A 20,343-nucleotide genomic window follows, 5' to 3' on the forward strand; every position below is an offset into this window, starting at 1 on the left:
CCTGGCCGGACCAAGCTCCACCATATGACCTGTCACAATAGGTTTATCCTGCGGCACTGCGCGGCAATCTATCCCGCAATCTCCAACAAGGACGATATCAGCAACCGGCGTTCGTCGACCGAAAGAACATCCGAATCGAAGAGATTCATGCTGCGAAGTCCTTCGATGGCGAGGTAGCAGACCAGCAGCGCCTTGAGGTCCGGCGTTTCTCCCTTGAGCCGTTCGAAAACTTGCCGCCTGAACGCTTTTATCGGCGTCAGGAAATCGGGATCCTCGGCGATCGCCGAAAATATCCAGGACGCCGACGGTTTCGATTCCGCGGCATGTTCGGCCGAAAGCTTGATGTAGGTCGCAAGCGGGCTCTCGCCCGCGACGCCGGCAGTGCGGGCGGCGTCCAGCGCCTGCTCGAAGGCGCGAAGATAATCCTCAACCAGCGCCTGCATCAGCTTCGCCTTGGTCGGGAAATTGTACAGCAAGCCGCCTTTCGACACCCCGGCCCGGCTGGCGACGGCGTCCAGCGACAGGCTGCCGGGCCCTGTCTCGCGTGCCACATCGGCGGCGGCAGCGAGAATTTTATCACGCGAATTTGCTCTGCGGGCTTTCATCAATCGCTCCCCCATACATTAGCCTACGCGGAATTGACAAGACCGTCCAGACGGTACAGTAAGGTCGCCGTCATTTGATATCGGGACCAGTCACAGCTATGTGTTTGGGTCATCCGACTGTTGTGCCGGGCCATGGCCAAGGGGACTGTTCGTGATCAAGCGTTTCATCATCGCCTTCATTCTGCTCGTGGTGGTCTGCGGCGGCATCGTCGGCTTCAACTTGTTCCGCGACAATGCAATGCAGGAATTCTTCGCCACGATGAAGCCGCCGGCGGCGACCGTGTCGACGATGATCGTCAAGCCGAAGGGGTGGACGCCGGGCGTCGAGGCGATCGGCACTGTCAGGGCGGTCCGCGGCGTCGACCTGACCGTCGAGACCGCCGGCATCGTCAAGGACATCCTGTTTCAGGCCAATCAGAAGGTTGAAGCCAACGCGGGTCTGCTTCAGCTCGACGATGCCGCAGAGCGCGCCGATCTCGATGCGACGAAGGCGCAAGCAGCGCTCGACCAGACGGCATTGACACGCGCCCTTGAATTGCAGAAACGCGATGTCGGCTCGGAATCGACGCTCGATTCAGCGCGGGCAGCCGCATTGGCTTCCGCTTCGCGGGTCAACAGGCTGCAGGCGGTGCTCGAGCAGAAGCTGCTGACAGCGCCCTTCAGCGGCACCATTGGTATCCCCAGGATCGATCTCGGCCAGTATCTCTCACCCGGCACTTCCGTAGCGACCCTGCAGGATCTGGAGACGATGCGAGCCGATTTCTCGGTTCCCGAACAGCAGCTTCCGCTGCTGAAGATCGGCCAGACGCTGCGGCTGGGCATTGGTGACGGCGAGCTTCCGTTCGCCGGCACCATCCGCGGTATCGACCCGAAGATCAATCCGACCAGCCGGATGGTGACGGTCAGGGCCGAGGTCGGCAACCCCGAAGGCAAGCTGACACCTGGCCAGTTCGTGCAGGTGCGCGTCGAACTGCCCGAGGAAAACAACGTGCTGACGGTGCCGCAGACCGCGCTGACCTCCAGCCTCTACGGCGACTTCGTCTTCGTGGTGCGACCGGCAAAGCCCGCCGCGGCCAACGGCGCCGCCCCCGCTGCTGCGGCCGAAGAAAAGCCGGCCCCAGATACGGCAAAGCCCGCGGCCGAAGCGCCCGCGGCAAAACCCGAGGAAAAGCCAGCTGCTGCGCCGGCCGAGCCGACAGCGCAAGAACAGAAGCCGCAGCTCGTGCTTGCCCAGGTGTTCGTCAAGCCAGGCCGCCGCAATGACGGCCTGGTTGAGATCCTGGAAGGCCTCGCGCCCGGCGACGAAGTCGTTACCGCCGGCCAGAACCGCCTTTCCGCCGGCATGTCCGTTGCCGTCGACAACACCATCGACCCGACCAAGCCGGCAAACCAGCAGGCAGCCCAGAAATGAGCTTCTCCGACCTCTTCATTCGCCGTCCGGTCCTTTCGACCGTGCTCGCCTTGATGATCCTGCTTCTCGGTTTCCAGGGCATCTTCAGCCTCTCGATCCGGCAGTATCCGGAGGTCGAAGAAACGGCCATCACGATCACGACGGCCTATCCCGGCGCCAGCGCCGACCTGATCCAGGGGTTCATTTCCGCGCCGATCGCCCGTGCCGTCGCTTCGACCGAAAACATCGACTATGTCACGTCGGCAAGCCGGCCGTCCTCCAGCACCGTGACGGTGCAGATGAAACTCGGCTCCAACCCCGACGTCGCGCTGAACGAAGTCCTGTCGAAGGTACAAAGCGTGCGCGGCGACCTGCCGGACGAGTCCGAAGACCCGGTGATCGTCAAAGGCACCGGCGAGCAGTTCGCGATGATGTATATCTCAATGCAGAATCCGAACATGACGCCGGAACAACTCACCGAATATATCGAGCGCGTCGTGCGACCGCGCATGTCGACGGTCGAGGGTGTCGCCGACGTGCAGATTTTCGGGGCCGCCGAATATTCGATGCGCGTCTGGATCGACCCGATCAAACTGGCGGCGCGCGGCGTGACGGCGTCGGACGTGCTGACCGCCATCAACGCATCGAATTTCCTCTCAGCACCCGGCAATACCGAAAACGAGTACGTCGCCTCCTCGATCACCGTCCGCTCGACGCTGCAGACGCCGGAGGCTTTCGCCGCTCTTCCGCTTCGTTCCACAGACGGCAATGTGGTGAGGCTGCGCGACGTGGCGCGCGTCGAGCTCGCCGCTGCGAACACCGACACCAGGGTTACTTTCAACGGCAAACCCGGCATCTTTCTCGCCATCTTCCCGACGCCGGCCGCCAATCCGCTGACGACAGCGGAGGCGATCCACGAAATCGTGCCGACGATCCAGGAGACGCTGCCGCAAGGCATGACGATCGAGATCGTGTACGATTCGACCGAGCAGATCAGCGCCTCGATCGAGGAGGTGTTCAAGACCATCGGCGAAGCGGTCGCCATCGTCATCGTCGTCATCCTGCTCTTCCTCGGCTCGTTCCGCTCGGTGCTGATGCCGATCGTGACCATTCCGCTGTCGCTGATCGGCGTCTGCTTCCTGTTGTTTACGCTGGGCTATTCGATCAACCTTTTGTCGTTGCTGGCCATGGTGCTGGCGATCGGCCTCGTCGTCGACGATGCCATCGTGGTAGTGGAAAACATTCACCGCCATATGGAGGAAGACGGTTTGTCGCCGATGCAGGCGGCCTTCAATGGCATGCGCGAGATCTCGTCCGCCGTCATCGCCATGACGATAACGCTGGCCGCCGTCTTCGCGCCGCTGGCCTTCACCGGCGGCCTGACCGGCGCACTGTTTCGCGAATTCGCGGTGACGCTTGCCGGCTCGGTGGTGCTTTCGGGTGTCGTCGCCCTCACCGTCACGCCGATGATGTCGGCACGCATCCTGCGAGCCGGCTCGCACAGCCGCTTCCAGCGCATTGTCGACAACACATTCAGGCGCGTCGAAAACGTCTATGAGCGGCTGGTCAGCGGCTCGCTGAAATATCGTCCGGTGACGCTGATGATCGTCATCGCACTGGTCGCCACGACCGGCTTCATGTTCACCAAGACCGCCGGCGAACTGGCGCCGGAAGAGGACCAGGGCTTCTTGCTGTCTCTTGTGAATGCGCCGCGTTATGCCACGTCGGACTACACCGAGACCTATGTGAACCAGATTCTCGGACTGATGAATGATATCCCCGAAACCAGGGCGCGGTTCTCCGCCGTCGCCTTCCAGGGCCCGACGAACAGCGCCTTCGTCGGCTTCGCATTCAAGGACTGGGCCGAGCGCGAGCGCAGCTCGAAGGAGCTTCAGGAAGACATCACGGGTCGCCTCAGCAAGGTGGCGGGCGTCGAGGCTTTCGTCTTCGCCCCACCGACGCTGCCCGGCTCCGGCGGCGGCCTGCCGGTCACCATGGTGGTGCGCTCGACCGGCGATGCCTCGCAGGTGTTCGAGGCGGCCGAGGACATAAAGAACAAGGCGCAGGCCTCCGGTCGATTCCTCGCCGTGCAGAATTCGATGTCCTTTGACGCACCGCAAGTGACGGTGACGATCGACCGCGACCGCGCCGCGGCGCTCAACCTGCCGATCGCCGACATCGGCCGGACGCTGACCCTCCTTGTCGGCGGCGCCGAAGTGGCGCAGTTCGACCGCGAATCCAACAGCTACGACATCATCCCGCAGGTGCCGCAGAATTTCCGCGACAACCCTGAAAAGCTGGCCGAGTATTTCGTCCGCAGCGCGTCGGGCGAGATGGTGCCGCTCTCGGCGGTGGTGAAGATCTCGACGAACGCCTCGCCGGCCGTGATCGAGCAGTTCAACCAGTTGAACTCCGCCACGATTTCCGCTCTGCCATTGCCCACCCTGACCACCGGCGACGGGCTGAGGACCATCGAGGACATCGCCCGGGAAAGCCTGCCCGACACGTTCTTCATCGACTATACCGGGCAGTCGCGACAGGAGAAGGAACAGGGCTACACGATCATCATCGCCTTCGCGGCAGCTGTTCTCGTGATCTATCTGGTGCTGGCGGCGCAGTTCGAAAGCTTCCGCGATCCGTTGATCATCATGATGTCGGTGCCGCTGTCGATCTTCGGCGCAATCGTGCCGCTCAATCTGGGGCTGGGAACGCTCAACATCTACACGCAGGTCGGGCTGATCACGCTGATCGGCCTGATCACCAAACACGGCATTCTTCTGGTCGAATTCGCCAACCAGCAGCGCGAGCTCCACGGGATGCGGCGGCGCGATGCGATCGTCGCCTCGGCCAGGGTGCGGCTAAGACCGATCCTGATGACGACGGCGGCGATGGCGCTCGGCGTGGTGCCGCTGATCGTCTCCAGCGGCGCAGGCGCCGCAGCGCGCTATTCGATGGGCCTGGTGATCTTCACCGGCATTCTGGTGGGAACCATGTTCACCCTGTTCGTGGTGCCGATGTTCTACACCTTCATCGCCAGCAAGGACCTGCCGCATCACGCCGAGAAGCCGGACCCGAAGCTGATGCCGGCGCCGGTTGATTGATTGACAAAAGGCCGGAATTTCCGGCCTTTTTCTTGGGCAGAAATGTCCTACCGCAACGTATTTGGAAGCGGATCGTCTAGCTTTCTATTTGACGATGAGGATCCTGGTGTTGGCCGGACCGAAAATATCGACAAGCTGGTAGAAGTCGGCGGCATTGTCCGGATGCAGCCGCACGCAGCCATGCGAGGCCGGCTGTCCCAAGCGCTTGACGAAATTGGTCGCATGCACGGCGTAGCCACCCTTGAAGAAGACCGAATGCGGCATCGGCGCGTTGTCATATTTCCTCGAATACCACATCTGGTGCATGCGGGTCGGCTTGAACGAGCCGATCGGGGTGACATGCCCCTTGCCGCCGGTCGAGACTTTCCACGCGAAGGTCGGTCGCCCGTCGACGAGGACTTCCATCGTCTGCTGCGAGAGCGAAATCCGCGCCACGATCTGATTGGCGGCATCGGCGACGCCGTTGCCGGCGCCGAACAAAAGAGCCGCGCCCGCGGTGACGGCGGCGGCGATGTTGATGAGCTTGGCGGAAATGGCCGTGTGCATGTTGTCCCCTGTCTGCCGGGCATGGCCGGCTCCAATTCGATGACTGGCTTGTCGTCGGGTCACGTTTCGAATTGATTTCGCACGGCGGTTTTTTCTGTTTCGAATCTGTTTCCTCTGGTTAACGGCCGCAGGCCCATGCCGAGGCGTTTGCAAGGGTGAAAGCAAGAACAGGACGGTCTGCCCGGTCGAGCCCGGACCGGAAAAGCTACTGCCATCTCCTGGCAGAAGCGCGGTCTTCCCTCACATGAAAGAAAGCTCGAAACCAATCGGCAACAAAGCGCGGACTCGAGCGGCATGATGTTGATACAGGCCACCGGCAAAGTTGACCCAACGAAAACAGCCGGCACAAACCAAGATGAACATGCAATCGAACGTGATCTCCTGGTTCAGGATAAGCATAGAAGCAGCGTTGATTTGCATGCCGCACTGTTTTCGCCACGGTCTGGATCGTGTCCAGCCTGCGCATAACCGGCTCAAGGCCCTCTGGCGGGTCGGTTTTGGGCTGAAGAAGATGCGCGGCACCTCCGGCAACTTGCAGCCGAGAGGACCGAAGGCCCGCGCCGCAACGGGGGGCTCCGATGGCGGCGCGGGCACTTCGGGGTTTTCCCTGAAGCGAACGTGAAACCAAATTTGGGGGACGAAAACGATGAACACGAAATTTGCAGCTTCGGTGCTTTCCGCACTGCTCTACGCACAGGGCCTGCTCGGCTTTGCCGGCCTCGCCACCGTGCTTCTCAGGGATCGTGCCCATGCCAGCGAATTCGTCGCGGCCAGCGAAATGCCGTCAGGTCCGTCGCTTCTCGTGGTGCGCTGAGCGCCTGGGCCTGTGGACAGTATGGGAGGGGCTCGCTGGTGAGGGGCTGGGCCTCAGTCGGCGAACTGCGTCGGCGGATCGAACCGGTAGCCCGCACCCCGTATAGTGGTGATGGTTTCGGTGTCGAGCTTGCGGCGCAGTCGCACGATGCGCGAATCGATCGAGCGATCGAAGGCATCGGCATTTTCGGCGGGCGCGGCGGCAATGATATCGTCGCGCGTCAAGACCTTGCGCGGACTGGCAAGGAACAATCTGAGCAGCGCCACCTGACCCGGCGACAACTGTTCTTCCGTGCCGGAGCGATGCATGACCATGGCCGACCGGAGGTCGACCGTCGCGTTCTCCAGCACGACCAATTCCCCGGCGTTCCGGCCGCGCCGTGCCAGCAAGCCGCCGATACGGGCGGCGAGTTCCCTGACGTTGAGCGGGCTCTCGACGACGTCGGCGGCGCCGAGCTCGAGCGCCAGAACCTTGTCGACGAGATCGGCCGGCCGGCAGATCAGGATGAAATCCGGCCCGCCCTCGCCGCCATGGCGCTTGAGCAGATCACGCCCTTCCGCCTGGCTGAGGCTGTCGCCGACGACAACGACATCGATGCCGTTTCCGGAAAGCAAGGATTCGGCCTCCCACGGCTGCCGCACTGCGCGCACGTCATGACCGCGCCGTTCGAGATGGTCGGCCAGATCGGTTGCGACCACTTCGGCGACGGAAACAAGCGCGATGATGGATCGTGTAGCCATTTTTTTCCACCCTGCAACCCGGCAACCCAAGATGAGTGCTGGACATGATGTTTATACCCAATCTACTTTCCGCTGGAAGCGGGAGCGAGAGCATCGTGCGGGCACGAATTGTCGTCGTCGAGGACGAGCCGGATCTGAGGGACGCGGTTGCCGAGTATCTCGACGCCAGCGGCTACGATGTCGCTACGGCCGAGAGTGCCAGCGCTGCGCGAACCTTGCTGGAAACGCAGTCGTTTCACTTGGCCATCCTCGACATCGCCATGCCGGGCGAGGACGGCCTGTCGCTTGGCCGCTGGATGCGCTCGAAAACGCCGATCGGCATTATCTATGCCACTGCCGCCGGCACCGCGCTCGACCGCATCGTCGGGCTGGAACTCGGCGCCGACGACTACATCGTCAAGCCTTACGAATTGCGCGAGGTGCTGGCTCGGGTCCGCAGCGTGCTGCGCCGCGTGCCGCAGCCGGCCGAGCCGCAGGCCGCCAAGGCCGAAACAACTGCCAACCGCCGTTCCATGAGCTTCGGACCTTTCCATGCCGATCTCGACGGTCGGTTCGTCACCGGCACCAATGGGACGGTCATCGACCTGGCCAAGAGCGAGTTCGACGTGCTGGAGGTCTTCCTGACGCGTGCCAACCGCTTGCTGACGCGTGCGGCGATCTCCGAGGCTATCGGCTTCGCGGAAGATCCTGAATCCTCACGTGCAGTCGATATCCGCATCATGCGGCTGAGGAAGAAGATCGAGGCGGACCCGGCCAATCCGAAATTCCTGCGCACAGTCCGCGGCGAAGGCTATATCTTCTCGCTGCCGACCGGCGAAGGCAACTGAGCGGCGCGACCACTGGTAACCACTCTCGGTGGCACGACTGTGAAATGACGGCTGACCCATGACGGTTGACCATGACGGCTGAAGCACGCAGCGATAGGCACGGCATCAGGCAGGGCGCGGCGATGGCCGCTGTTCACATCGTTCGCCGGCTTCACGAAGCTGGCGACTGGCAGCGCGAGATGGGCAGCATCCTTGAAGCGCTGTGCGGGGCCATGGATTGCCAGCGCGGCATCCTGTTTCGGCTGCGCGAACTGCCCGGCCAAGGCTTTGCCCAATCGGTGGCGGCCTACTGGATCGACCCCCGATATGGTGGCGAGCTGGCATCGCCGACGGTGATCATGCAGTCGGTTGTCAATTCGGACCCACTGCTGGAACGGTTGGCGGAGGACGAGCGGCAAGGCAAGATCTTCGCGGGACACACGCGCGACCTCGAAGGCTTTCTGAGAACCGACTTCGAAAAGCAGCACATCAAGTCGTTCCTGTCGGTGTCGGTCTTTGCGCATGGCCATCTGTGGGGCACGCTGGCGGTCAACGACTGCGTGAACGAGCGCGAATGGACCAACGAGGAAGAGGCAACGCTGCACATCGTGGCGCTGGCCATCGGCGACGCCATCGAACGATCGCTTTCCGATGCCCACGCCAGCGAAGTCATCCGCCGCACCATGCTGCAGGCCTCGCTCGACGCGATCATCGTCATCGACGAGACCGGTTCGATCATCGAGTTCAATCCGGCCGCCGAAAAGATGTTCGGCTACCAGCGCAGCGACATCCTCGGCAAGGACCTGCTCGACACCGTCGTTCCGGAATATTATCGCAAGGGCTATGTGTCGGGCGCCGAATACATGTCGGGCCGCGGAGCGCCGATGGTCGGGCAGCGGATCGAGACCGTCACCCAGAATGCTGCCGGCGAGGTCTTTCCGATCGAATTGACGGCAACCGAGATGCGGGTCGCCGACCGCCGCCTGATCTTCGGCTCGATCCGCGACCTTCGCGACAAATTGCGTGCCGAGGAGGAGATCGGCCGCCAGCGCGAAAAGCTGCACCAGAACGAGAAGATGGCGGCGATGGGCTCGCTGCTTGCCGGCGTGTCACACGAGCTCAACAACCCGCTTGCCGTGGTCGTCGCCCAATCGACTTTGTTGCACGAGTTCGCTTCAGACCCGCAGACCAAGGTGCGCGCCGAAAAGGTGCGTGCCGCCGCAGAGCGCTGCGGCCGCATCGTCAAGAGCTTCCTCTCGATGGTCCGCCTGCATCCGGCGTCGCAGGCCGAGACCGACCTCAACCAGGTGGTCCGCGCGGCGCTCGAAGTGACCGCCTACGGCGCCAGGTCGACCGGCATCATTATCGACACCGATTTCGCCAGCGGCCCGCTGCTGGCCATGGCCGACGCCGACCATGTGACGCAAGTGGCCGCCAACTTCCTCATCAACAGCCAGCACGCTCTGGCCGGCATCGGCGGCGACCGGCTGATCAAGGTTCGCACGTTTCGCAGCGATCGCGGCAATCCCTGTTTCTCGGTCGAGGACAACGGGCCGGGCGTGCCGGAAGCGATACGTTCTCGCATCTTCGAATCGTATTTCACCACCAAGCCGGTCGGCGTCGGCACCGGCATCGGCCTGTCGATCTCGAAATCGATCATCGAACGGCACAATGGCAATGTCTGGTTCGAGGAAGTTCTGCCGAGAGGCGCCCGTTTCGTCGTCCAGTTGCCGGCGATCGCCGGCGGCGCGGCCGCCGCCGGCGAAAGCCCGTCGCGCTCGAGCGGATTGCGCCATGCCCTGATCATCGACGACGAGCCGGATGTCGCCGCCTCGCTGTCCGACATTCTGGAGTTGATGGGCATCAAGTCGCGGATCGTGCCGGCCTGGGCGTCGGCCGCCGCGACCTTGTCGGGCCATATGCCGCCGGACATCGTCTTTTCCGATCTGCGCATGCCCGGCACCAGCGGCATATCGATCTATCGCGAACTGCTCGCCGAAAAGCCTGATCTGGCGCGGCGCTTCGTTCTGGTCACCGGCGACCTGATCGGCGCGAAAGCCGAAATCGAGGCATTGCCGGCGCCGCAGCGGCCGCAGATCCTGGAAAAGCCGTTCAGCACGCTGGACGTGCGCGGGGTGCTGTCGGCCATCGCCGAGCAGGCCGCATTGGGCAGCTAGGACTTCGGACCGGTGGAAATCGATTTTTGAAAAAATCCGATGCTCAACAAAGGGCTTTCCAGAGAAAAAAGACTCCCGGCCGAGGATGCGGCGGGAGCCTGCCTGGAGCGCTGGAGGGGTCGCTCGGGCATCAAAAAACGTTCGGGATATCGGTCAGCGGCGCGGCATTGGCGATCACGCGAACCGCGCGGGCCTTGTGAATGCCGGATTGCTCGGCAATGACGCGCAGGCAGTCCGCACTCTCGGCGCCCCAGGCCTGCCCCTTGCAGACAAAATCGATCTCCGGCATCGGCAGCCGCGCGGTCTTGGTCGTGGTCGGCGCGCCCTTGACGATGTTTGCCGGCGGGTTCAGCGAAGCAAAGGCGGGACCAACCGTCGGCGCGAACGCCATGCCGACGAATGCGGCGGCGCCCAGCACCACGAACAGCGCCATCGGATGGTCGTTGGCGCGCTGGCGCAGCGCCAGCTTCGGCCGCCGGTCGTTGCGCTCCGGCGCCTGCAGGCGGCGGTCATTGCCGGCAGTCCGGATTTTCGTATACATCGTGCTTCCCTTCGTCGATCTTCTTTTTCTGTGGAAACGAACATAGCCGCACCCTGTAACGTACGAACGACGCACGCAAACTGACCGTGTAACAGCTTTGAAACGGGAATTCGGCGGGCGGTCATGCAGGGGCGATGGCGTTCGTTGCCGAACTGTTTTCGTCCAGATGCGTGTTCACGGGATCAAATCGCGCCGCCGCTCTGGCCCGGCGACGTCCGGTCGTCACCTTGAGACGCCCCCGCCTGCGACGATGAGGCGCTGGTGATTACTGCGGATTAAATTCCCTCAGGATTTTCTGTGCCGCAATGCGCCCAGCCACGATTGCGCCTTCGACATAGCCCGGAAACGACGGCGACAATTCCGAGGATGCGAAATACACCGGCGGCGCGCCGGCCAGGATGGTTTTTTCGGCCTCGGTGGCGCTCGTATCGATGATGAGATCGGCGTAGCCGCCACCGCTCCAGCGATCGTCGGTCCAGTCGCGACAGCTGAAGTCGATGAAGTCGTCCGCGTCCGTGCCGAGCGCCTGCCTCAGCCGCGCCATAACCTCGGTGCGCAACGCGGCATCTCCAAGTTCCCGCCAGCGGAGGGCAAGCGGCCCGCCGACAAAGACGACCAACGCGGGGTGGCCGTCGTCCTTGCTGGCGTCACAGGCAAAAAGTGCCGGCGGATCGCGCCACATCACCATGCCGCTCAGGCCCCTGGCGCGCCAAAACGCGGTGGCATAGCGCATTTGTACTTTGATCACCGCGCCGCTCTGCCAGACGCCGAGAGCCCTTTGCAAGGCAGCCGGCAGCGGCGGCGCGAAGTCCAGCTTCGAAGCCATCATCGGCGGCATGGCGATCAGCGCTATTCGAGCCGTGATCGAGCCCGTCGTCGACGCGAGACGAACGCCTCCCGGTCTGCGCTCGATCGTTCTGACCGGCGTGTTCAATCGCAGGCGGTCGCCGAGATCGCCAGCCAGATCATCCGCCAGGGACTGCATGGTTTCGAGCACGAAATACTGCAGTTCCGACACCTCGTTGGTGATACGACGGTCATTGTCGATGAGGTGCCAAAGCGGCAGTTTTTCGAGCGCTTGGCACCACAGGCCCTGGATCATCGAGCGGAAAGCCGCCTTGGCCTCGCCGGGATCGTTCTGGCGATCGAGCCAAGCGGCGACGGTCAAGCCGGCGATAGCCGGATCGCCCGGTGCGATCGCGTTCATGCGGTCGCGGATCGACATCGAGGCGTGGTAGATTCGCTCGACTTGCTTTGCGCCGGTCAGCGGCTGGGCGACGAACTCGCCCTTGGCATAGGTCTCGACCAACGTCTTGCCGCGCGCTCGCACCAGGGCCATCAGTTCCGGCATGTCCTCGCACAGGAACTGACCGCCGCTGTCGATCCGCTCGCCAAGCCCGTTCCACTGGGACTCGACCCGCCCGCCGACGCGGCCGCGCGCCTCGAGCAGCGCAAGATTAATGCCGGCCTTGCTCAATTCATGCGCGGCTGACAGGCCGGTAAAGCCGGCGCCGACGATGGCGACATCGGTTCGTACCGTCTGGCGCTTCAAGAGCCGGCCCTGAAGGTCTCGACGTCCGCAATCATCCGCGGCTTGAGCTTCGGAGACAGCGGTCCTGTCGAGATCATCAAACCCCGCTCGATCGAATTGCAGGTCGCTGGCTGCTCCGCCGGGCGACCCGCTTTAGCCAATGGTCTTTTCCAGCATGCTTATCCAGTTGCGGTAGGCGATCTTCTCGATCAGCGCGCGACCGAAGCCGTGCGCGGCGAACGCGTCGAGCAGCTTCGGCAGGCCGGTGACGTCGCCGATCACAGCCGGGATCATGGCGCCGTCGAAGTCGGACCCGAGCCCGACGCCGTCTTCGCCCAAAGCATGCAGCAGTGAATCGACATGGCGCACCATGACGTCGAGACTGGTATCGGCATTCATCCTGCCGTCTTCGCGCAAAAACCCGGTCGCGAAATTCAGCCCGACCATGCCGCCCGAGTCGCGGATCGCGCCGAGCTGCCATTCGGTGAGGTTACGCGAATGGCCGCAGATCGCATGGACATTGGAATGGGTCGCGACCAGTGGTGCGTCGCTGATCTCGGCGACGTCGCGAAACCCCTTCTCGTTGAGGTGCGAAAGATCGACCATGATGCCGAGCTGGTTGCAGGCCTTGACCAGCGCCTTGCCGGCATCGGTCAGGCCAGGTCCGGTGTCGGGCGTCGACGGGAAACGGAACGGCACGCCATTGCCGAAAGCGTTCGGGCGGCTCCAGACGATGCCGAGCGAGCGCAAGCCGGCCGCATGCAGCACGTCGAGCATGGTCAGTTCGGGGTCGATCGCCTCGACGCCTTCGATATGGAACACCGCTGCGATCGCCCCTTGCGCCATCGCGTTTCGCACATCGCCGGCGCTGCGGCAGACGGTGAGCGCCGACGCTCGTTCCAGCCTGAACAGGATCGAGGCCATGGCGATGGTGGAAGCAAGCGCGTCGGCGCGCGCAATTTCGGGCGGCAGGGGCTCGATCTCGCTTGGCGCGGGAGGAACCGCACTGCGCTTGGATTTCTCGACCGGCGGCGGAAAGATTGCGAACATGCCGCCGGCAAAGCCGCCCTGTTTCGCACGCGGCAGGTCGATGTGGCCACCCGATGTTCCCTCGATGAACAGCCTTTCGACATCCGCGTCTTTCGACTGATAGAGCCTGAGCAGCGTGTCGTTGTGGCCGTCGAAGACGGGGACAAGATCGGTTTCGGTCATCAAGGGATCATTTCGGTTCGATTGGTCGGGCGGGCAATATCCTACTTAGGCAAGGCAATACCCACTAGGCAAGTCGAGCGCTCGAACGATCGGGCAGGAGACGCCGAATTGAAGGCGAGGGGCTTTGGGCGCGTTCTTGCCTTCTCCCCTTGTGGGAGAAGGTGGATCGGCGCGCAGCGCCGAGACGGTTGAGGGGTGTTGGACAGAGTGCTGTCGGTGCCAAGCTGGAGCACCCCTCATCCGACCGAGCTTCGCTCGGCCACCTTCTCCCACAAGGGGAGAAGGGGGAGCCACTGGCGCCGGGATCGACGCTATTGCTTCAGCACGTCGGCCCATTCCTGGTGACGTCGGAACTGGGCGTTGGCGAACGGGCAGAGCGGAATGATCTTCTTGCCCGCCGCGCGCGCGTCCTCGACGGCGCGGGTAACGAGCCTAAGCCCCGCGCCCTGGCCGCGAAACGCATCCGGCACTTCGGTGTGGTCGATGATGATCTGGTGCTCGCCGACCTTGGTAAAAGTCATCTCCGCCTCGGCGCCGTCAGGCCCGCGCAGGAGATAACGGCCCTTGGAACCGCGATCCTCCAGTTCGACCTCCGGCAATTGGTCAGGCATTGCTTACGCTCCTTCTGCCGGCGTAGCGGACAGGAACCGCCGCGCCGCCTCGATCTCGTTCGACTGCACCTCATGGCCGCCGTCGTGCCACTCCACTGTGACATCGGCGCCATCGGCGCGCAAATGGGCTTCCAGCCGCGACGTCAGGTTGGGCGGACAGATCGGATCGCGCCTGCCTGCTGTGACCAGGATGCGGCGGCCGGCCAAGCCGCCCTTCACCTCCGGTTCGAATGGAATCAGCGGATGCATCAGCACCGCCGCATCGAACAGAGAGGGCGCCGCGAACATCACCGAGGCCAGGATGTTGGCGCCGTTGGAATAGCCGAGGCCAAGCACCGACGCGGGCTTTGCCGCCCCGATATGCGCCTTGACGAAGCCAATCATCTTGTCCGTCGCCCGCGCCAGGTCGTCCATGTCGTAGACGCCCTCGCCGGTGCGGCGAAAGAAGCGCGCAGCACCGTCTTCCGAGACATCGCCGCGCGGCGAAACGATAGTCGCCTGCGGCGCGAGATCACGCCCGAGCGACAGAAGCTGGTTCTCGTCGGCCCCGGTGCCGTGGAAGACGAAGAGCAGCGATCCATCAGGCGAACCCGGCAGTGTCTTGTAGGTGTAAGCGTCGTTGCTCATGGCCTTGTCCTTAATGCATGTCGCGCAAAAGTGCGCAGCGGTTTTGCGATGACCAAACTAAAGGCGCGTCGCCCAACCTGGTCAAACGCGATGCGCTTTTAGTCTTCCAGCTTCTGCAGATGTTGCTCGAGATACGGCCTCAGATGCTGGTGCTGCGACGGCAGCTTCAGCGCCTCGCCGAGATGGGCGGCGTCCTCGTCGCGGTCGAAGCCCGGCTCGTTGGTGGCGACTTCGAACAGCACGCCGCCCGGCGTGCGGAAATAGATCGCCCAGAAATAATCGCGGTCGATCACCGGCGTCACCTGGTAGCCGGTGTCCATCAGCGCCTTGCGCACTTCGAGCTGCTTGGCGCGGTTTTCGACAGCGAAGGCGACGTGGTGGACCGAGCCGGCGCCGAGATCGGCAAAAGTGGCGCCCGGCAGCGATTCGATATCGACGATGTTGGCACCGTTGCCGTCCTTCACCGCCAGCCTTTTTACAGTTCCAGACGTGTCGACTTCCTCATAGCCCATGAATTTCAGCAGCTCTTCCGTGGCGCCGCCATCCTTCAGCCTGAGCGACACCGAGTGAAAGCCGCGGATCGCCTCGTCGGACGGAACATCGCCCTTCGCCCATGGCGCACGGGTGTCGGCCTTGTCCTCGACCAGCGCAAACCCGTCCCCATCGGGACCGGCGAAGCCAAGGCGCTTGTCGCCGAAGCTCTCTTCGCGCGACAGCCCGGCGACGCCCTTATCGGCAAAACGCTTTTCCCAATAGGCAAGCGTGCCTTCGGGCACCGAATAGACCGTGGTGCCGACCTCGCCAACGCCGTGGCGGCCCTTGCCGATGTTGGGGAACGGAAAGTAGGTCATCACCGAACCGGGCGTGCCGAGCTCGTCGGCATAGTAGAGATGGTAGACATCCGGCGCGTCGAAATTGACGGTTTTCTTGACCCGGCGCAGGCCGAGCTTTTTTGTGAAGAACTCGTTGTTCTGGCGCGCATCCCTGGCCATCGAGGTGACGTGATGCAGACCCCTGATCTGGTTGAGCATTTTCCTGCTCCTTCCTTGTCCTGTGCGGCCCATGCCGCGGTCCACGCCAATATGAGGAGCCGCCAGCCGGCGGCAAAGGCCGCAAACACAGAATAGACTGTGCTCTATAAGTGAACAATAAAGCGACTTTTGTTCACCATTTTGCGAACACCTGAGGCTTGTGTCGCAACAAAAATTCGGCTCCCGTGATCGGCAGGTATTCGCGACAGGTTTTCAATGAAGGACACCCGCATTGGTCAGAAAAGACAGACGCCCGAATGTTCTCCTGATCACCTGCGACCAGTGGCGCGGCGACTGCCTGTCGGCGGCAGGCCACAAGGTGGTGCGAACGCCGAATGCCGATGCGCTCGCCGCCGAGGGTGTGCTGTTTCGACAGCATTTTGGCGGGGCGGCGCCCTGCTCGCCGGCACGCGCCTGCCTCTACACCGGCCTTTACCAGATGAACAACCGCGTCTGCCGCAACGGCACGCCGCTCGACGCCCGCCATGGCAACATCGCGCTCTCGGCACGCAGTCTCGGCTATGATCCGACGCTGTTCGGCTATACCGACGTGTCGCCCGATCCGCGCATGCTGGCGCCAGGCGACCCGCGGCTGAAAAGCTATGAAGGCGTGCTGCCCGGCTTCACCGTGCGCCAACTCCTGCCGGAGCACCAGAAACCGTGGCTGTCATGGCTCAAAGCGCGCGGCATCGATAGCAGCGCCGGTTTTCCCGATATCCATCGCCCAGCGGACGAAATCGTTGCTGCCACGACGGACGGCGCCGTGACCACCTCACCGCCCGTCTACTCGAAGGACGAGACCCCAGCCGCCTTCCTGACCGGCGAATTCGTCCGCTGGCTCGGCGAACAGGAGCGCGGTACACCGTGGTTCGCGCATCTTTCCTTCCTCAGCCCGCATCCGCCCTTCATCGTGCCGGAGCCTTACAACAGCATGTATGGCCCAGCCGACGGAACAGCCTTCCGCCGCGCCGCGAACTGGCAGGCCGAGGCGCAGAGCCACCCCTACCTCGCCTATGAACTTGACCAGCAGCAGCGGGCAAATTTCCGCCCCGGCGCCGAGGGCAAGGTGCGCGACTGGGGCGACGACAATTTTGGCCGCATCCGCGCGCTCTATTACGGCATGATCTCGGAAGTCGACGCGCAGCTTGGCCGCATCTGGCAGGCGGTCAAGGCGGCGGATGCCTGGGACGACACCATCGTCGTGCTGACCTCTGACCATGCCGAGATGATGGGCGACCATTTCATGCTGGGCAAGGGCGGCTTCTTCGACGGCAGTTTTCATATTCCGCTGATCATCCGCGACCCGCGTCGCCGCAAGGCGGCCGGCGCCAGCGTCGACCGCTTCACCGAAGCGGTGGACATAGCGCCGACATTGCTCGATCTGCTTGGCGAGGTATCCCCGCCGCATCTCGACGGACAATCGCTGAAGCCGTTCCTGGATGCCGGGGAGCCGGGCAACTGGCGCGGGGCCGCGCATTGGGAGTTCGACTTCCGCTCGGTTGCCGACGGTCATGCCGAGCGCCATTTCGGCGTCGGTCCGCGCCAATGCAATCTGGCGGTCATCCGCACGAAACAATTCAAATATGTACATTTCGGCGGCGGCCTGCCGCCGCTGCTGTTCGACCTGGAGCAGGATCGGAACGAACTGACCAATGTCGCTGCCGACCCGACCTATCTGCCGGTCCGCCTGGAGCTTGCCGAAAGGCTGCTTGCCTGGCGGGCCGAACATCTCGATCAGTCGCTGGCGCTTGCCGAACTGACCGAGGATGGCGTGGTCGGCCACGTCGCAGGCCTGCCACCTTTCCCATCATGAAAAGGCCCGCGCCGTTGCCGCCGCGGGCCTCTTTCATCGTTGGCGCAAGCTAGCGCATCATCATGCGCTGGGTGTCGCGGTTTTGCGCATATGTGGCCTTGTCATAGGGGGCCTGCCCCTCGAGCTGCTCCTTGGTGAAGTTCGTGTAGAGATAGCGATTGCCATCCTTGTCGGTCATGAATTTAAGGTTGTCCATGCCGATCGCCACTTCCTTCTCGCCAACCCCGAGGAAACCGCCGACGTCGATGATGACGGCGTCGACCTTCTTGTCGCCCGTCAGCACGACGTCACCAATCTCACCGAGGTTGACATCGTTGGCGCCATAGACGGTGGTTCCAACCAAATCCTCGGAGCGGATTTTGTCGACCGGCATTTCAGTCAGCGCCGACTTGTCGATCGCCGCGGTCTGTGTCTGGTCGGGTGTTGCGTCAGGCGTTGTTGCAGCCGGTGCCTCGGCCGTCTTGTCCGCCGGTGCCGGAGCAGTGGTGTCAGGCGTTGCTGCAGCCGGAGCCTCGGCCGTCTTGTCCGCCGGTGCCGGAGCAGTCGTGTCAGGCATTGCCGCCGGGGCCTCGGCCGTCTTGTCTGCCGGTGCCGGAGCAGCGGGTTCAGGCGTTGCCGCCGGAGCTTCCGCGGTCTTTTCCGCCGGGGCTGGAGTGACAGCAGGGGTGGTGGTTACTGGCGCCGGCGTCGCCGCGTCAGTCGATGCGGTTGTCGCCGGGGCGGGATCATAGGGCTCGCGGTCGAACTCCGGCAGCGCCTCCAGGTCTTCCTTCGTGGTCTCGGCCACCAGCCAGCGATCGCCATCCCTCTCCGCCCACTTGGCCTTGTCGAACTGATAGGCGACATTCTTTTCGCCAACCTCGAGGAAGCCGCCGACGCCAATGATCAGCGACTCGGCCTTGCCATCCTTGGCCAGAACGATGTCGTTCACGTCGCCGATGTTTTGAGCGTCGTCGCCAGTGCCGTTATAGACGGTTTCGCCGATGATATTCGTGGCAAGGTTGCCGTCGGCACTCTTCACAGGTTCGGCCGGAGCTGCGGCGCTATCGGCTGGAGCCGCCGGAGCATTTTGCGCCGTTGTATCCGTCGAGGTCGATGGAGCGGGAGCCGTAGCCGTGGTGTCGGTGGCCGCAGGAGCCGGATCGTATGGCGTGCGGTCGAAGTCCGGCTGAGCCGTCAGCTCATCCTTTGTGGTTTCGGCAATCAGCCAGCGGTCGCCATTCCGTTCGGCCCATTGCAGCTTGTTGTAGTCGAAAGCGACATTCTTGGCGCCAACGCCAAGAAAGCCGCCGACGCCGATGACGACGGATTTCGCCTGACCGTTTTCATCGAAGACGACGTCACTGACCTCACCGATGTTCTCGGCATCGTCGCCGGTGCCGTTATAGACGGATTCACCAATGATATTGGTCATCAGGCTGCCCTCGGCCCGCGCAGCGGGAGCCGCCGGAGCGGTCTCCTGGACCGCCGGCTCCTGGGTGGGCGCCGGTGTTGTGGCTTCCTGCGCATACGCACCGGTCGCAATCAACGCTGCCAGTGCGGTGGTGGATAAAAGGGTGCGGATCATCGTAATCCTCCTCGTGCGTTATCTCTGGCCGCGAGCAAGGGAGCTCGGTCGCGGCGTTACACATTCACAACGTCGTGACCGCGCCGTTGTTCCGACACCAGGGCGAGCGTTGTGAAAAAACCACCCGAATCGCGCTCAATTATGCGTTTGGCCGGGTGAGATTGGCTCCTGTATTTTCGTTAGAGCTGCGGAACTTTTTTTCAACCGCCCCGTTTCGGCCCATGGCTCGGTCTGTTACGGCCGATGATTATCCAATGGTAGCCAAGAAAAATCGGAGCGGGGGAATGCGATTTGCGGCGGTGCTGAACCAGGAGGGCGGCACCCTGCGAACGGTTGATCTCTCCGCCTTCACCGACCGAATGCGCCAGACATTGGAGGCAGCAGGCCACCGCATCGATATCGAAATCGTTGCCGGCAGGGACATTGTCGCAACGCTGGACCGCATCGCTTCCAGGCATAGTGTCGACATTGTGCTGGCCGGTGGCGGCGACGGCACCATTTCGGCCGCGGCGGCTCGGTTGATGGGCAGCAAGAAAGCGCTTGCCATTTTACCGGCTGGCACGATGAACCTGTTCGCGCGCGGGCTCGGCATTCCACAAACCCTTGACGCGGCCGTGAAATCCTTTGCCGACGGTGAGGTTATTGCAGTCGATATGGCAACCGCCAACGGCAAGCCATTCGTGCATCAATTCTCGATCGGCATGCATGCCAGGATGGTCCAGCTTCGCCAAGCCATGGAGTATGGCTCGCGGTTGGGAAAGATGCGGGCCTCGGCAAAGGCTGCCTGGGCGGCGATCAACAACCCTTCGGCGATGAAGGTGACGCTGACCATCGGCGAGGCCGAGATCGTGACGCGCACCACCGGCATCGGCATCACCAACAATCTGTTCGGTGAGGGTCATCTGCCCTATGCCGACAATCCCGCCGGCGGCGTGCTCGGCATCTATGTCACGGTGGCGCGGCGGCGTGGCGAACTGGTCAGGGTCCTCTTCGACATGGCGCGCGGCAAATGGCGCGACAGCGAGCATGTGGAGATCCACCAGGCTGACCGGGCCGTTTTGAAACTCCACTCGGCTGCGAAGAAATTTCGCGCCGTCATGGATGGCGAACTGGTCAGGCTTGACCGCGAAACGACGATCGAAATTCATCCTGGTGCGCTGAACGTTCTCGTCCCGGCGCGCGCCGTCCAAGCGAGGGCAGCGTGATGCATCCCGGCACAGTCGATCGGAAG

Annotated in this window: 18 protein-coding genes; 7 read left to right on the forward strand and 11 right to left on the reverse strand. The window is 63.1% G+C overall.

Annotated elements, in window-relative coordinates; genetic code table 11:
* Positions 1 to 68: 68 nt before the first annotated feature.
* Entirely contained in the window at positions 69 to 605 is a 537-nt protein-coding gene (locus BLT09_RS11805) for a TetR/AcrR family transcriptional regulator (protein ID WP_091593200.1), read from the reverse strand.
* A gap of 151 nt (positions 606 to 756) precedes the next feature.
* Here BLT09_RS11805 and BLT09_RS11810 point away from each other — a divergent pair, with 151 nt between their 5' ends.
* Together BLT09_RS11810 and BLT09_RS11815 are read left to right on the forward strand one after the other, a co-directional pair.
* Positions 757 to 2,016, forward strand: a complete 1,260-nt coding sequence (locus BLT09_RS11810; RefSeq protein WP_413468411.1) for an efflux RND transporter periplasmic adaptor subunit — start codon at positions 757 to 759, stop codon at positions 2,014 to 2,016.
* Complete coding sequence (locus BLT09_RS11815) at positions 2,013 to 5,096, forward strand: efflux RND transporter permease subunit (protein ID WP_091593201.1); 3,084 nt, start codon at positions 2,013 to 2,015, stop codon at positions 5,094 to 5,096. Before BLT09_RS11810 ends, BLT09_RS11815 begins: the two co-directional genes overlap by 4 nt.
* An 84-nt stretch (positions 5,097 to 5,180) precedes the next feature.
* Here BLT09_RS11815 and BLT09_RS11820 read toward each other — a convergent pair whose 3' ends face one another.
* Together BLT09_RS11820 and BLT09_RS34265 are read right to left on the reverse strand one after the other, a co-directional pair.
* Positions 5,181 to 5,642 (reverse strand): L,D-transpeptidase, encoded by a 462-nt coding sequence (locus BLT09_RS11820; protein ID WP_091593203.1) that lies wholly within the window; start codon positions 5,640 to 5,642, stop codon positions 5,181 to 5,183.
* Positions 5,643 to 5,882: 240 nt separating this feature from the next.
* Complete coding sequence (locus tag BLT09_RS34265) at positions 5,883 to 6,296, reverse strand: hypothetical protein (protein WP_167366407.1); 414 nt, start codon at positions 6,294 to 6,296, stop codon at positions 5,883 to 5,885.
* Here BLT09_RS34265 and BLT09_RS11830 point away from each other — a divergent pair.
* Complete coding sequence (locus BLT09_RS11830; RefSeq protein ID WP_023797130.1) at positions 6,289 to 6,456, forward strand: hypothetical protein; 168 nt, start codon at positions 6,289 to 6,291, stop codon at positions 6,454 to 6,456. The genes BLT09_RS34265 and BLT09_RS11830 overlap by 8 nt on opposite strands.
* Before the next feature lie 53 nt (positions 6,457 to 6,509).
* Here BLT09_RS11830 and BLT09_RS11835 read toward each other — a convergent pair whose 3' ends face one another.
* Entirely contained in the window at positions 6,510 to 7,196 is a 687-nt protein-coding gene (locus tag BLT09_RS11835; RefSeq protein WP_091593205.1) for a response regulator transcription factor, read from the reverse strand.
* A 47-nt stretch (positions 7,197 to 7,243) separates the two neighbouring features.
* Between BLT09_RS11835 and BLT09_RS11840 the strand changes: the two genes are divergently transcribed.
* Both BLT09_RS11840 and BLT09_RS11845 read left to right on the forward strand, forming a co-directional pair.
* A complete protein-coding gene (locus BLT09_RS11840) occupies positions 7,244 to 8,023 on the forward strand; it encodes a response regulator (RefSeq protein WP_208602500.1) in 780 nt (259 codons plus the stop codon).
* Positions 8,024 to 8,094: 71 nt separating this feature from the next.
* The gene (locus tag BLT09_RS11845) at positions 8,095 to 10,179 is read left to right on the forward strand and encodes a PAS domain S-box protein (RefSeq protein ID WP_167366408.1); all 2,085 of its coding nucleotides are present in this window, start codon (positions 8,095 to 8,097) and stop codon (positions 10,177 to 10,179) included.
* A 130-nt stretch (positions 10,180 to 10,309) separates the two neighbouring features.
* On the opposite strand, the gene BLT09_RS11850 is transcribed toward BLT09_RS11845, so the two are convergent.
* The 6 genes from BLT09_RS11850 to BLT09_RS11880 form a co-directional block, all read right to left on the reverse strand.
* Positions 10,310 to 10,720, reverse strand: coding sequence for a hypothetical protein (locus tag BLT09_RS11850; protein WP_091593207.1), 411 nt, complete (start codon positions 10,718 to 10,720; stop codon positions 10,310 to 10,312).
* A 265-nt stretch (positions 10,721 to 10,985) separates the two neighbouring features.
* Entirely contained in the window at positions 10,986 to 12,272 is a 1,287-nt protein-coding gene (locus tag BLT09_RS11855; RefSeq protein WP_167366409.1) for a flavin monoamine oxidase family protein, read from the reverse strand.
* A gap of 132 nt (positions 12,273 to 12,404) precedes the next feature.
* On the reverse strand, positions 12,405 to 13,463 hold the full coding sequence (locus tag BLT09_RS11860; RefSeq protein WP_091593209.1) for a dipeptidase: 1,059 nt from the start codon (positions 13,461 to 13,463) through the stop codon (positions 12,405 to 12,407).
* 311 nt (positions 13,464 to 13,774) lie between these two features.
* Positions 13,775 to 14,074: a GNAT family N-acetyltransferase gene (locus BLT09_RS11870; RefSeq protein ID WP_023797123.1), complete on the reverse strand. Its 300-nt coding sequence runs from the start codon at positions 14,072 to 14,074 to the stop codon at positions 13,775 to 13,777.
* Between the two features lie 3 nt (positions 14,075 to 14,077).
* Positions 14,078 to 14,701, reverse strand: a complete 624-nt coding sequence (locus BLT09_RS11875) for an alpha/beta hydrolase (protein WP_091593213.1) — start codon at positions 14,699 to 14,701, stop codon at positions 14,078 to 14,080.
* Between the two features lie 98 nt (positions 14,702 to 14,799).
* A complete protein-coding gene (locus BLT09_RS11880) occupies positions 14,800 to 15,732 on the reverse strand; it encodes a VOC family protein (RefSeq protein ID WP_091593215.1) in 933 nt (310 codons plus the stop codon).
* 232 nt (positions 15,733 to 15,964) lie between these two features.
* Between BLT09_RS11880 and BLT09_RS11885 the strand changes: the two genes are divergently transcribed.
* Entirely contained in the window at positions 15,965 to 17,545 is a 1,581-nt protein-coding gene (locus tag BLT09_RS11885) for an alkaline phosphatase family protein (protein WP_091593217.1), read from the forward strand.
* A 49-nt stretch (positions 17,546 to 17,594) separates the two neighbouring features.
* Here the strand turns inward: BLT09_RS11885 and BLT09_RS11890 are convergent, their stop codons facing one another.
* On the reverse strand, positions 17,595 to 19,112 hold the full coding sequence (locus tag BLT09_RS11890; RefSeq protein WP_091593219.1) for a PRC-barrel domain-containing protein: 1,518 nt from the start codon (positions 19,110 to 19,112) through the stop codon (positions 17,595 to 17,597).
* A 284-nt stretch (positions 19,113 to 19,396) separates the two neighbouring features.
* Between BLT09_RS11890 and BLT09_RS11895 the strand changes: the two genes are divergently transcribed.
* A complete protein-coding gene (locus BLT09_RS11895; protein ID WP_091593221.1) occupies positions 19,397 to 20,317 on the forward strand; it encodes a diacylglycerol/lipid kinase family protein in 921 nt (306 codons plus the stop codon).
* Positions 20,318 to 20,343 lie beyond the last annotated feature (26 nt).

It is taken from the genome of Mesorhizobium muleiense (assembly GCF_900099905.1).
Classification (GTDB): Bacteria; Pseudomonadota; Alphaproteobacteria; order Rhizobiales; family Rhizobiaceae; genus Mesorhizobium; species Mesorhizobium muleiense.